This is a genomic window from Pseudovibrio sp. Ad46 (assembly GCF_001623065.1).
GTDB lineage: Bacteria > Pseudomonadota > Alphaproteobacteria > Rhizobiales > Stappiaceae > Pseudovibrio.
In genome coordinates this window covers 54,711-67,170 of sequence record NZ_LMCG01000071.1, presented here as the reverse complement: position 1 = coordinate 67,170, position 12,460 = coordinate 54,711, and the positions used below count along the sequence as shown (strand labels likewise).

The 12,460-nt window shown below is 53.7% G+C and carries 10 protein-coding genes; 3 read left to right on the top strand and 7 right to left on the bottom strand.

Features of this window, described 5'->3' with window-relative positions; translation table 11 throughout:
- Nucleotides 1-182: 182 nt before the first annotated feature.
- Nucleotides 183-1,607, bottom strand: coding sequence for a glutamate--tRNA ligase (gene gltX / locus PsAD46_RS18805; RefSeq protein WP_063307596.1), 1,425 nt, complete (start codon nucleotides 1,605-1,607; stop codon nucleotides 183-185).
- Nucleotides 1,608-1,732: 125 nt separating this feature from the next.
- On the opposite strand from gltX, the gene PsAD46_RS18800 reads away from it, so the two are divergent.
- Nucleotides 1,733-4,285, top strand: coding sequence for a ComEC/Rec2 family competence protein (locus tag PsAD46_RS18800; protein WP_063307595.1), 2,553 nt, complete (start codon nucleotides 1,733-1,735; stop codon nucleotides 4,283-4,285).
- On the opposite strand, the gene lexA is transcribed toward PsAD46_RS18800, so the two are convergent.
- The 6 genes from lexA to PsAD46_RS18770 form a co-directional block, all read right to left on the bottom strand.
- Complete coding sequence (gene lexA, locus PsAD46_RS18795) at nucleotides 4,181-4,903, bottom strand: transcriptional repressor LexA (protein WP_063288996.1); 723 nt, start codon at nucleotides 4,901-4,903, stop codon at nucleotides 4,181-4,183. The genes PsAD46_RS18800 and lexA overlap by 105 nt on opposite strands.
- 249 nt (nucleotides 4,904-5,152) lie before the next feature.
- Nucleotides 5,153-6,367 (bottom strand): gephyrin-like molybdotransferase Glp, encoded by a 1,215-nt coding sequence (gene glp, locus PsAD46_RS18790; RefSeq protein ID WP_063305277.1) that lies wholly within the window; start codon nucleotides 6,365-6,367, stop codon nucleotides 5,153-5,155.
- Nucleotides 6,364-6,867 carry a cyclic pyranopterin monophosphate synthase MoaC gene (moaC, locus tag PsAD46_RS18785; protein ID WP_057465509.1) on the bottom strand — a complete coding sequence of 168 codons (504 nt, stop codon included), beginning with the start codon at nucleotides 6,865-6,867 and terminating at the stop codon, nucleotides 6,364-6,366. Before moaC ends, glp begins: the two co-directional genes overlap by 4 nt.
- 57 nt (nucleotides 6,868-6,924) lie before the next feature.
- A complete protein-coding gene (trpC, locus tag PsAD46_RS18780; RefSeq protein ID WP_063292480.1) occupies nucleotides 6,925-7,716 on the bottom strand; it encodes an indole-3-glycerol phosphate synthase TrpC in 792 nt (263 codons plus the stop codon).
- A 13-nt stretch (nucleotides 7,717-7,729) separates the two neighbouring features.
- The gene (gene trpD, locus PsAD46_RS18775) at nucleotides 7,730-8,767 is read right to left on the bottom strand and encodes an anthranilate phosphoribosyltransferase (protein WP_063307594.1); all 1,038 of its coding nucleotides are present in this window, start codon (nucleotides 8,765-8,767) and stop codon (nucleotides 7,730-7,732) included.
- Between the two features lie 145 nt (nucleotides 8,768-8,912).
- Nucleotides 8,913-10,799, bottom strand: coding sequence for a SurA N-terminal domain-containing protein (locus PsAD46_RS18770; protein ID WP_063292481.1), 1,887 nt, complete (start codon nucleotides 10,797-10,799; stop codon nucleotides 8,913-8,915).
- Between the two features lie 245 nt (nucleotides 10,800-11,044).
- Here PsAD46_RS18770 and tpiA point away from each other — a divergent pair, with 245 nt between their 5' ends.
- Nucleotides 11,045-11,794, top strand: a complete 750-nt coding sequence (gene tpiA / locus PsAD46_RS18765; RefSeq protein WP_063292482.1) for a triose-phosphate isomerase — start codon at nucleotides 11,045-11,047, stop codon at nucleotides 11,792-11,794.
- Between the two features lie 122 nt (nucleotides 11,795-11,916).
- Nucleotides 11,917-12,282, top strand: a complete 366-nt coding sequence (gene secG / locus PsAD46_RS18760) for a preprotein translocase subunit SecG (RefSeq protein WP_063288990.1) — start codon at nucleotides 11,917-11,919, stop codon at nucleotides 12,280-12,282.
- Nucleotides 12,283-12,460: the final 178 nt, after the last annotated feature.

Here is a 12,460-nt window from a genome sequence, read left to right as displayed (position 1 = left end):
GTACAAATGAATACACTGCATGATCTGACGTTTCCGCCCGGAGGAGAGTGTTGTCGTGGAACTGCCTATATCATTTGCCGCGATGGGGCAAGCGCCCGCAACCAATGCTTTTAGCTATAAGTGTAACTACCGCTACGAATGACTAGTATTTGCAGCGGTAGTTTCTTTTAGAATTCAGCGAATTAAGCTGAAAGATCACGAATGCGTGCGCAAGATTCGTCTTTTCCGAGCACTTTGAGCACGTCAAAGATGCCTGGGGATGTGCCACGACCAGTGAGTGCAGCGCGCAATGGCTGAGCAACTTTGCCGAGTTTCAGCTCTTCTGCTTCAGCAACTGCCTTAACGGCAGTCTCGGTGCTTTCCACGGTCCACTCGTCCAGTGCTTCCAGAGCAACCAGAACCTTGCCAAGAACAGCACGTGCCTCGTCAGAGAGGATCTTTTCAGCCTTTGCATCCAGATCCAGCGGACGCTGAACCCAGAGGTAACGAGCAGATTCCTGCAGTTCGACAAGGGTCTTTGCACGCTCTTTCAGGCCAGGCAGAGCTTCAACCAGTTTGTCCTGGTTTCCATCGCCTGCAATCCACGCCATGACGTCTGCGCCGCCTTCCACGTCCATCAGATAGGTGAGGAAGTGACCGAGCAGCTCCTCATCGCTTTCTGAGCGCATGTAGTGAGCGTTCAGGTTTTCCAGCTTCTTGAAGTCGAAACGGGACGGGGATTTGCCTACAGCGTCCAGACCGAACCACTCGATCATCTGATCGGTAGAAAAGATCTCGTCATCGCCGTGGGACCAGCCGAGGCGTGCCAGATAGTTGCGCATGGCGGATGGCAAGTAGCCCATAGCCCGGTACGCTTCTGCACCTACTGCGCCGTGGCGCTTGGAGAGCTTTGCGCCATCTGGTCCGTAGATCAGCGGAATGTGCGCCATGACCGGGACATCCCAGTTCAGAGCCTTGTAGATCAGGGACTGGCGTGCTGCGTTGGTCAGGTGGTCATCGCCACGAACGATGTGGGTGACGCCCATGTCGTGATCGTCTACCACAACGGCCAGCATGTAGGTTGGGTTGCCATCAGAACGCACGAGGATCAGGTCGTCCAGATCCTTGTTGGCGAACTTGACGGTGCCCTGAACCTGATCTTCCACGATGGTGTCACCTTCAAGCGGTGCTTTCAGGCGAATGGCAGGGGCGATGCCTTCTGGTGCTTCAGATGGGTCACGATCACGCCAGGTGCCGTCATAGCGCGGCGGGCGACCTTCTGCGCGGGCCTTCTCGCGCATCTCGTTCACTTCTTCCGGGGAGCAGTAGCAGTAGTACGCAGTGCCGTCCTTGACCATCTGCTCAGCAACTTCGCGGTGGCGGTCAACGCGGCCATACTGGGAGATCGGCTCGCCGTCCCAGTCCATGCCCAGCCAGGACAGACCGTCCAGCAGCGCATCTACGGCTTCCTCAGTGGAGCGGGAGCGATCGGTGTCTTCAATGCGCAGCAGCATTTTACCGCCGCTGTGTTTTGCCAGAAGCCAGTTGAACAGGGCTGTACGGGCGCCGCCAATATGCAGGTAGCCAGTAGGAGAAGGCGCAAAGCGCGTCACAACAGGTTTAGTCATAGGTGTTCCGGAAAAGTTTCAAGTTACTTCGAATAGTTTGGGGTAATTACGGCGGGGCGCCGTACCTCTGCGGGCTGTGTACCATAGCATTGAAAAGTTCCCAAGTGGCAGAAAGGGACTTAAGGGTGCGCGAGGGGCAATCATCCTCAGACAAGACGCAATCTGGTGGCTGTGCTCCCAGAATAGGTGAGCTTTGCCTTGAGGAGGATAAGTTTTCTTCTGTGCTGTTTGAGACCGATACGGCGCTTGCTGGACGAGCCACACAGCAACGCACAAAAACGCAAACCAATGCAAAAAACGCACATAGCAACGCAAGCACGCGTTTTGTTGAAGAGAAACAGCGCCTTAGGCTTCGTGATGTGGTCCAAAAGATACGTGAGCTGCTGGGTTTCGTGCTGAGGCCGGATTGGCCAGCTGTCATGAGTTATGCCCGCTCTGCTCTCGTGCAGGATTGGAACAAGGGGCATGGCATCCTCTGGTATGCGCTCTGCCATTTAGCTGGTGTGCTGGTTTATTTCTCACTCCCCGCCGAGCCTTACAGTGTTTTAAGCGGAACTCCTTTTATCTTATTGGGATTATTTGTTTTTCACCGTTGGAGAGGTGGGCGATTGACGGTTGGGCTGACCGCGCTTTTGTTCTTTACTGCCGGGTTCTTCCTTGCTGATTTGCGCGTGGAGTATGCGCGCGGTGACCCGCTGGAGCGCCCGGTTACACGCAAAGTGGAGGGTGTGGTTGCTGGAGTGAAGCATTCTGGCAAAGGGGCTTACTCCGTCATTTTTGCAGATGTGACAACACTTTCGCAGAAGGGCGTAACTCTTCTTTCTTATCGCATCCGGATTAGCATCAAGGGGATGAAAGAGGCACCCGTGATGGGGGACAGGATGCAGCTGAAGGCTCGGTTGTTGCCGCCGGGAGGTGCGGTGCGCCCCGGTGGGTATGACTTTGCCCGAACTGCGTTTTTCAGTGGGATTGGTGCGGTCGGCTATGCGCTTTCCAAACCGGTTGTTGTGGCACAGGTAGAGGGCACAAGTTTTCTGCAAGGGATAGAGCGTGTGCGCAGTGGGATAGCACAGCGGATCCGGCGGGTGTTGGATAACAGCCCGGAAAGTGCGTTTGCTGTTGCACTTCTGGTGGGCAAGCGAGACTATCTTGCCACCGCTGACAAGGATGCCTTGCGCAATGCAGGGCTTGCTCATGTGCTCGCTATCTCCGGCATGCATATGGGACTTGTGACCTCTCTGGTCTTCCTTGGTGCCCGCCTGATCCTATCCCTCAGCCAGTCGCTTGCGCTGAAAGGACATATTCACGTTTATGCCAGCGTGGCAGCACTGATTGCGGCGATTGTTTATCTTGGTTTGTCAGGAGCTTCTGTGGCAACGCAGCGGGCTTTTTTGATGGCGGCGATGATTTTATGCGCGGGTCTGCTTGGTCGGCGGGCCTTCAGTCTGCGTGGTCTGGCGCTGGCTTGCCTTGTGCTTTTAAGCCTGAGGCCGGAGGAGGTTCTGGCTCCCGGGTTTCAGATGTCCTTCATTGCAGTGCTCGCCTTGCTCTCAGCCTATATGCTTGGGAAGGATTGGTTGCTCGGTAATCGAGATAGTTCGCGAAGACGGAATACCTCATGGTTTCATAGGATTAGTCGTGTAATCTTAAAGTGGATTCTAGCTTGTGCGTTGACCTCGTTGATTGCAGGTGCTGCCACGGGGCCAGTTGCGGCGATGCATTTTGAGCAGGTTGCGCCTTATGGAGTTCTGGGGAATATTCTTGCTATGCCATTGGTGACTTTTGTGGTTATGCCCCTTGGGTTATTGAGTCTGTTGGCGATCCCGTTTGGTGCGGATGCGTTCTTTCTGCAAGGGATGGAGGCTGGGTTGGCGCTGGTGCTGAAAGCTGCTTACTGGGTGAGCTCACTCAGTGAGGGGCTGACCAGTCTCGGGGTTTCCAGTGCTCCAGGGTATCTGCTCGTGATCCTAGCGATTGTCGTACTGTGTGTGATGCCGCTGCGCCTGAAATGGCTTTCACTTCCGGCATTTACGGTGAGTGTCCTGATGTTTGCCGGTGGCAAGGCGCCTGATCTGATGATTGCGGATGCGGGCAAGCACATTGCTTATTATGGGCAGGATGGTGCGTTTCGACTGACGTCCTCACGTATGTCGTTTGCTGCTGACAGCCTGTTGCGCGCTGGTGGAGTTTCGGCGGGTTCGTTCAAGCAACACAAGGTGAGGGCTTCAGATCGGTCCTGTGATGATCGCGGCTGTGTGATTGAGATATTCCCTCAGCAGCCTGCAGAGGGAGGGAGGATAAGCTCTGCGCCGATCCTGTTGGCACAGTCCAAAGTGGCTGATGTTTTGGAGGCTGACTGCCATCTTGCCACCATCGTCATCACGCAGGTTCAGGCGCCTCCGGCTTGCCGGGCTGAGCTGGTTATTGACCAGAAGGTTTTCGGAGAGCGCGGTTCAGCTTACATCTGGCTTTCTGTTGGTGCTGAGGGCGGGGAAAGAATAAAAAAAGTGCGCTGGGCATATGATGCTCAGCGCAGGCCTTGGAATCCGAAATTGCCTCAGGCAACCAATGATTTAATAGCGGCGGAAGAGCGCAATCATCTTGCCTTGCACGTGGACGCGGCCCGGGCCGAAGATGCGAGTTTCGTAGGCGGGGTTGGCCGCTTCCAGCGCGACTGAGGCGCCTTTTTTGCGCAGGCGCTTCAAGGTTGCTTCTTCTTCATCAATCAGCGCCACAACAATCTCGCCGTTATCAGCCGTGTCACCACGTTTGATCAACACGGTATCTCCATCGAAGATACCGGCATCGATCATGGAATCGCCTTTGACTTCCAGCGCATAATGCTCGCCGCGACCCATCAGATCAGCAGGCATTGCGATGGTATGGCTTTGTGTCTGGATTGCTTCGATTGGGACGCCTGCAGCAATGCGGCCCATGACCGGGATTTCCAGCGTTGGCACTTCGTCTGGTGATGTGGCGCGTGGAGGTGGCGGCGTTGCTACTTTCTTGCTCAGGGAGCCCTCAATCACCTCAGGTGCAAAGCCTTTTTCCTTGGCGGCAGGCTTCAGGCCCGGAGAAATGGAGTCTGGCAGTTTGAGGATTTCAAGTGCACGAGCTCTGTTCGGCAAGCGGCGAATGAAGCCGCGCTCTTCCAGAGCTGTGATCAGCCGGTGAATGCCGGATTTGGAACGGAGGTCCAGCGCGTCCTTCATCTCATCGAAGGAGGGCGGAACACCGGCTTCCTTCAAGCGTTGATGGATGAACATCAAAAGCTCGTGTTGCTTCTGTGTAAGCATCTTTTATCCCCGTTCGCTCCTAAGGCGCTGATTGAAAGTGAGCGGCCATTCCTGACCAATCGCGGTTTTGTAATTCCAAGAAGCTGAAAGACTTCAACTTCTGCGATTGGAAGGACAAAACACGAACGTACTCTACCTGTTCTCATTGTGTTCTGCAATGGGTTTGTTGAGGTTAAGCCCTGCTAGAACTGGGGGATTTGGTTTCTGGTGGGTGAGTGGGCAGGGGTTGCCCACTCCTGATGACTGGATTTAGCGTAGCTTGAGCAGCTCCACTTTTTCACCTGCCTTTGCAGCTGGTGCGTGTGGTGGGCGAATGATCAGGGCATCTGCTTTTGTCAGCAAGGCAAGCATGGAAGAGTCCTGTTTGCCAAACGGCGTTGCTATCAGATCTCCGTGTTCATCTGTACTCAGGCTAGCGCGCAGGTAGTCCTGGCGCATATCATTTGCAGGCAAATCAGTTGCCAATGTGGCTTTGGTAACGCCTTGATTTGTCACAGAGACCGTGCGGCCTAGCATCTTATCCAGAAGCGGGCCAAGGAAGAGGAGTGCGCATACAAGGCTGGAGACTGGATTGCCAGGAAGGCCGAGGACTTTCATGGGGCCAAGGGCTCCGGCCATGAGGGGCTTGCCCGGGCGCATGGCGATGCGCCAGAAGCCTAGCTCCATGCCTTCAGCGCCCAGTACGTCCTGAATGAGATCGTGGTCGCCCACAGAGGCACCGCCGAGTGTCACCAGTACATCGGCTTTTGCTTCAATAGCCTGTTTCACGCGTGCCGTGATTTCCTCAGGCTGGTCTGGTGCAATGCCCAGCATCATTGGCGTTCCGCCACAGTTTCTGACGAATTCTGCGATGCCGACCTGATTGGACGCTATGATTTGATTCGGACCTGGTATCTGACCTGGCTCGACGAGTTCATCACCATTTGCGAGGATCGCAACGACTGGCTTTTTGCGCACTGGCAAGGTTGCGTGGTTCATGGCGCCTGCAAGAGACAATTCACGGAAGCCGAGTGGTGCGCCCGCCTTCAGGAGGGTCTGGCCTTCTTTGAAGTCGAGGCCTGCTGGGCGGATGAACTTACCAATAGAAACGGCTTCCTCGCAAAACAGGTTATCCCCGTCACGGCGAGCGTTTTCCTGCATCAAAATTGCGTCGACGCCTGCTGGAACAGGTGCACCTGTAAAGATGCGCAGAGCTTCTCCGGCTTGCAGCGTGCCATCGAAGTTATGCCCGGCAGCAATTTCTCCAATAACTTTCAAGGCAGTCTCTGGATCGACCGTATCAGCAGCTTTGACGGCATATCCATCCATCGCTGAGGCGGAAAATGGAGGCTGCGTTCGTGTTGCGGCAACATCTTCTGCCAGAATGCGTTTTCCAGCTTCAAGTAGTGGAAGCTGCTCGGTGTTGGTTGGCTTCACATCTTTCAGGAGGCGGTCCAGCGCTTCTTCAATACTGATCAAGCTCATTGGGAGTTATCCTCCTCAGCCAGATAGTGACCGGACTTGCCGCCCTTCTTCTCCAGCAACCGGATTTCACCGATCTCCATAGAACGGTCAACGGCTTTTGCCATGTCGTAAATTGTCAGGCAGGCAACGGAGGCGGCTGTAAGTGCTTCCATCTCGATGCCAGTCTGGCCGGATACCTTTGCGAAGACTTCGATCTCAATTCCCGGCAGTTCAGGATTGGGTGTGAAGTCCACCTGAACCTTGGAAAGCGCCAGAGGATGGCACAACGGGATCAGCTCGTGAGTTCTCTTGGCCGCCATGATGCCAGCAATGCGCGCCGTTGCGAGCACGTCGCCTTTCTTGGCGTTGCCTGAAAGGATCATGTCCAGAGTTTCAGGCTGCATTTTTACCTGACCGCCTGCACGGGCAATGCGTGAGGTAACCTCTTTCTCCGAAATGTCGACCATATGAGCCGCACCGCTGTCATCTAAGTGAGTGAGTTTTGGAGAAAGTTCTGACATTTTCTTGCCTCTGGACACAGTTTGTTCAGGTGTCTGCTTTTGCCAAGCAGTTGATTTTTAGCGTTTAAGCAAAGCTTTGGTTGCGGTTTCCACATCTTCCTGACGCATCAGGCTTTCGCCGATGAGGAAGGTGGAGATGCCGGAGTTTTCCATTCGGGAGAGGTCTTCCGGAGTGAACAGGCCGCTCTCGCCAACGATGATCCGATCTTGCGGGATCAGTGGTGCGAGCCGCTCGCTGGTTTCCAGAGATGTCTCGAAGGTTTTTAAATTGCGATTGTTGATGCCAACAAGCGGAGAGGAGAGCTTCAGTGCGCGTTCCAACTCAGCTTCGTCATGAACTTCGATAAGCGCATCCATGCCCAGTTCAAATGCGGCGTCTTCCAACTCTTTGGCCAGTTGGTCGTCAACAGCTGCCATAATGATCAAAATACAGTCAGCGCCCCATGCACGTGCTTCATGAACCTGATAGGTGTCATAAAGGAAGTCCTTGCGCAGAACAGGCAGAGAGACTTCAGCGCGAGCTGCGACGAGATATTCTGGTTTGCCCTGAAAGGATGGTGTGTCTGTCAATACGGACAAACATGCTGCGCCACCGTTTTCATAGGCTTTGGCGAGTGCGGGCGGGTTGAAGTCAGCACGGATCAACCCTTTGGATGGACTTGCTTTTTTTACCTCTGCAATCAGGGCGTACTCACCGTTCGCATGCTTGGCTTTCAAAGCATCTGCAAAGCCGCGTGTTGGTGTTGCTGCTTTAATCGCCTCATTCAGATCAGCCAATGAAGTTTGCGCTTTAGCAGCAGCAATTTCTTCACGTTTGTAAGCTTCGATTTTCTTAAGGATATCTGACATGGGATCCGTGGTCTTAGAGTTTCATATTGGCAGCTGTTGCAGCGTCGGAGGCTTCAACAAGTTTGTCCAGTCGGGAAAGGGCTGCACCTTGGTCAATCGCCTGCGCAGCCATCTGGACACCCTCAGTGAGGGTGGAGACCTTATCTGCGACGATAAGGGAGGCAGCTGAGTTGAGCAGGACGATATCCCTGTAAGCGTTTTTTGCTCCTTGTAGCACTTCGCGTAATGCCTGAGCGTTTTCTTTTGGATCGCCGCCTTTCAGATCTTCTGTTTTTGCAAGCGGCAGGCCCGCCTCTTCAGGAGACACTGTGAAGGTGTTGATGTTTCCGTTCTTCAGTTCGGCGACAAAGGTGGTTCCGGTGGTGGTGATTTCGTCCATTCCATCGGAGCCGTTGACGATCCAGGCTTTTTCGGTGCCCATTTCCTGAAGGGTGTTGGCGAGTGGTTCAACCCATTGCTGTGCGAATACGCCTGTCATCTGGCGCTTTGCGCCTGCCGGGTTGGCGAGCGGGCCTAGCAGGTTGAAGATTGTTCTGGTGCCCAGCTCAATGCGGGCCGGGCCGACATGGCGCATGGCCTTGTGGTGATTTGGCGCAAACATGAAGCCGATACCGGCCTCATGAATGCAATGGCTGATGCCGTTCGCATCCAGATCCAGATTGATGCCAAGCTCGGCAAGCGCTTCTGCAGAACCGGATTTGGAGGACAGGGACCGGTTGCCATGTTTAGCAACAGTCACGCCACAGCCTGCCACAACAATGGCTGTGCAGGTTGAAATGTTATAGGAGCCGGATGCGTCGCCACCTGTGCCAACAATGTCGATGGCGTGATCTGGTGCTTTCACCGGGATCATCTTGGCGCGCATGGTTTCTACAGCTGCGGAAATTTCGTCGATGGTTTCGCCGCGCAAGCGCAAGGCCATGAGGAAGCCGCCGATCTGTGCGGGAGTTGCAGCGCCTGACATGATGATCTCGAAGGCCTCACGGGCCTGAGATCGGTCCAACGTGTTTCCGTCAGCGACAATTCCAATGAGATTTTTCAAATTGCTCACGGCGAAAACCCCCTCAATCTCTCAGGTAATTCCTTAGCATACACAAGGGCTAACTATTAGATAGCTTTCGGAGGGCTGTCTAGGAGATAAACAAAAGCCCGCCACACTTATAAGTGTGGCGGGCTTTTTTTCGACAAGGATTTGTCTACTGGCGATCCAGTCCGGTCAGCTGGTTGAAGACTGCCTGATTTACTCGGACACCTTCTGTTTGCTCCAGCTGAGAGATGAACTGGTTGAGCAAGGAACTTTCCAGTGCGCCTGTTAGCTGAGTGTCAATGCGCTGCACGTTTTCAGATTCTGTCATGAAGGCTGGAGACGTCGTGTCGGTGAGGACAAGAAGAATGCGGTCTTCGTTGTTGCCAGGAACCTGAGAGGCGGTGCCTTTTGGTCCGGAAAATGCTGCTGTCACAGCAGAGCCGGAAAGCTCCGCAATGCCGCCGTTGCGGGTGAACGGTGCAGATGTGGCTGTTGTCAGGCCTTCGGCAGTTGCGACTTCGGAAAGAGGCTTTCCTGCTTCGACTTCTGCGATCAAAGCTTGAGCTTTTTCTTCCAGCAGTTCCGCTGTGCGGTTAGCAGTCCAGTCAGCAGTCACGGCTTCTTTCACTTCAGAGAGTTCTCTGTCGCGGGAAGGGGTGACATTTTTCACTTCGTACCAAAGGTGACCCGTGCGGCCGATCTCCAGCGGATCATTTTCAACGCCAACATCGGTTGAAAAGACTGCCGTGGTCAGTGCGCTTGCTTGTGGAAGATCAACAGTTTCACCCGCTTCGTTTTTGCCAGAAGCGTCAAATGAAGGTGTGTTGATCAAAGCCAGATCGAAACGCTCAGCGATTTCTTCAAAGGTGCTGCCGCCTGCGCGTGCGTCTTCGACTTCGTTGAAGAGGTCTTCTACTTCATCGGCTGCGTTTGCCTGAGCAACGATACCGCGTAGTTCGTCTTTAACGTCTTCCAGTGGCTGTACCGCAGCTGCCTTGACTTCTTTGGCAAAGAGAACCGCGTTGGTGAATTGGCCTTCAACGACGTTGCTTGCCTGACCTTCTTTGAGGGCAAAGGCTGCATCTGCAATTTTCTGGTCAAGGAAGCCGGATTTGTTCATGAGACCGAGATCGACGTCTTTTTCTGTCAGATCACGTTCATTCATCAGGTCTTCAAAGGTTTTGCCGGACTCCATCTCAACAACAGCAGCTTCTGCTTCTTGCTTGGTTGGGAAGGAGATCTGGAAGATGCGGCGCTGTTCCTGAGACTGATAACGGTTCTTGGTGCGCTCATATTCCTGAGCGAGTTCCGCTTCTGTCACATTTTCCGGTTTCGCGATCTTGTCTGCTGTCAGCTCGATCAAGGTAGCACTGCGGTATTCAGGCGCTTTGTAATTGCCTTTGTTTTCTTCAAAGAACTTAGCGAGCTCTTCGTCGGTTGGGGCAGGAACGTTTGTCAGGGAGCTTTGCGGCAGGACGAGGTACTCAACAGTGCGCTCTTCCATTGCGTATTTGTCGAAGGCTTCGAGCATTGTCTTTGGGACAACAATGCCGCCAATGATTGCTTCTGCAAGCTGTTGACGCTCTGCGACGAACTGCTGCTGCATCACGAATTCATCTTCGCTTATGCCCAGATTATAAAGTACCTGGCTCAGGCGGTTACGATCGTAGCCGTTTACACCCTGAAATGCAGGTGTTTCCTGAATGGTTTTGACGATAGCTTCATCAGATACACCGATGCGCAGCTGAGATGCTTCATAATCAAGCGCAGCTTCGGCGATGAGGCGGCCCAGAACCTGAGCGGGTACGCCAAATGCAGCGGCCTGTTCCTGAGTGACAGGCTGGCCGACGCGGCGTGACAGCTGGTCGAGCTCGCGTGAATAAGCTCGTTGGAAATCCTGAGCCGAAATTTCTTTGTCGCCAACTGAGGCAACAGATGTGGAGCCGATTCCAGTAAAGACGTCAGCGATCCCCCAAACTGCAAAGCTGAGGACCAGAAGGCCGATCAGCAGTTTTGCAAACCAGGAACCTACGCTATTACGCAGCGCGTCGAGCATAATTTTATCCGTTCTCTTGTTGAAGGCGAGGGACAGTCTCCCCGCGCACACATGCAAGGCCGCCGGATAATAGTGTTCCTTTCGCCCTGGGGCAAGTTTACACGCCATAAAGGCTGTGAGATTCGACAGGAGATACGAAGTTCATCGTACTAGCGGTAATCCGCTATGGGACTTAAGTGTTTTTTCTGCTAGTGAGCACACATTCCATTTGGGAATTTGGAATTCATATTTGGGGAACGGATCATATGACTAATCGGCCACTTGTTGCTGGTAACTGGAAAATGAATGGTACCAAGGCTTCAGCTGCAGAGCTGGAAGCTATGGGCGCGGGATACGACTCAGCACTTGCCGAAAATGTAGAGCTTCTGATTTGTCCACCTGCATTGCTGGTTGCGCAGCTGGCTTCCCAAGACAAAATCGCAATTGGCGCACAGAACTGCCACGCAAATGAGAGCGGTGCGCATACTGGCGATATTTCTGCGGAAATGATCCGTGATGCTGGCGGCAAGTTTGTGATTGTTGGTCACTCCGAGCGCCGCGAAGATCATGGCGAATCTGATGCGGATGTTTGTGAGAAGGCTGAAGCTGCTTACCGCGCTGACCTTGTTGCTATTGTTTGTGTTGGTGAAGTTGAGAGCGAGCGCCGCGCAGGCACAACACTTGACGTGGTTACCAAACAGGTTCTGGGTTCCGTACCAGCAGGCGCAACTGCCGAAAACACTGTAATTGCTTATGAGCCTGTTTGGGCGATTGGCACTGGATTGACGCCAACTCCAGCAGACGTTGCTGAGGTTCATGCTTCTATTCGCGCGACTCTCATCAAGCAGTTTGGTGGTGATGTTGGCGGTAAAATGCGCATCCTTTATGGTGGCTCTGTTAAGCCTACCAATGCAAAAGAGCTGCTTGCGGTTGAAAACGTTGACGGTGCTCTGGTTGGCGGCGCAAGCCTGAAAGCTACGGATTTCCTTGGAATTGCCGAAGCTTATCGCGGCTAATAATAGCCGGTTTTTTATAATATTCTTAGCAGTCCACCAATTTGCTGCGCCTTTAGGGTAGAAAGGCGCAGCAAATTCGGTTAGAAGGCCGACTAACGAATTCATTAAACCTACGGATACCTATGGAAACCGTTCTGATTGTTATCCACCTGATGGTCGTCGTGGCGCTGGTAGCACTGGTTCTACTACAGCGCTCTGAAGGCGGCGCATTGGGTATTGGCGGCGGTGGCGGCGGTGGTGTGATGAGCAGCCGCGGCACAGCTAATGTGCTGACTCGCGGTACTGCGATTCTTGCTGTCTGCTTCTTTGCTACTTCACTCGCTCTTTCTCTGTTGGCTCGTTATGACGAGCGTCCAGGCTCTCTGCTTGATCAGGTTCCTGCCGGTTCAGCAACGCAGGGTACAGAAGGGGGCGCTGGCAATGGTCTTCTTGACCAGCTTCAGCAGCAAAGTCAGCCAACTGGCCCGCAGGTTCCACCTGCTCAGTAATCTGCTGTAAAGCAGAAACAGTTGAAATATACGTCTGACGGCACCGCACACTTGTGCAGTGTCCGTCATTCGTGCGTTCAGACATAACTCAATTATCCAGGGTATTGGATTATCAGGCACCCACCACGGCGTGCTTCCCTATTTGATAAATTCCACCCTTTCAAACGTGGTAGCGATC

What these genes read in the sequence shown, in the direction of transcription:
- gltX (WP_063307596.1), bottom strand. Translation starts at nt 1,607, where the DNA reads ATGACTAAACCTGTTGTGACGCGCTTTGCGCCTTCTCCTACTGGCTAC.
- lexA (WP_063288996.1), bottom strand. Translation starts at nt 4,903, where the DNA reads ATGCTTACACAGAAGCAACACGAGCTTTTGATGTTCATCCATCAACGC.
- glp (WP_063305277.1), bottom strand. Translation starts at nt 6,367, where the DNA reads ATGAGCTTGATCAGTATTGAAGAAGCGCTGGACCGCCTCCTGAAAGAT.
- moaC (WP_057465509.1), bottom strand. Translation starts at nt 6,867, where the DNA reads ATGTCAGAACTTTCTCCAAAACTCACTCACTTAGATGACAGCGGTGCG.
- trpC (WP_063292480.1), bottom strand. Translation starts at nt 7,716, where the DNA reads ATGTCAGATATCCTTAAGAAAATCGAAGCTTACAAACGTGAAGAAATT.
- PsAD46_RS18770 (WP_063292481.1), bottom strand. Translation starts at nt 10,799, where the DNA reads ATGCTCGACGCGCTGCGTAATAGCGTAGGTTCCTGGTTTGCAAAACTG.
- tpiA (WP_063292482.1), top strand. Translation starts at nt 11,045, where the DNA reads ATGACTAATCGGCCACTTGTTGCTGGTAACTGGAAAATGAATGGTACC.
- secG (WP_063288990.1), top strand. Translation starts at nt 11,917, where the DNA reads ATGGAAACCGTTCTGATTGTTATCCACCTGATGGTCGTCGTGGCGCTG.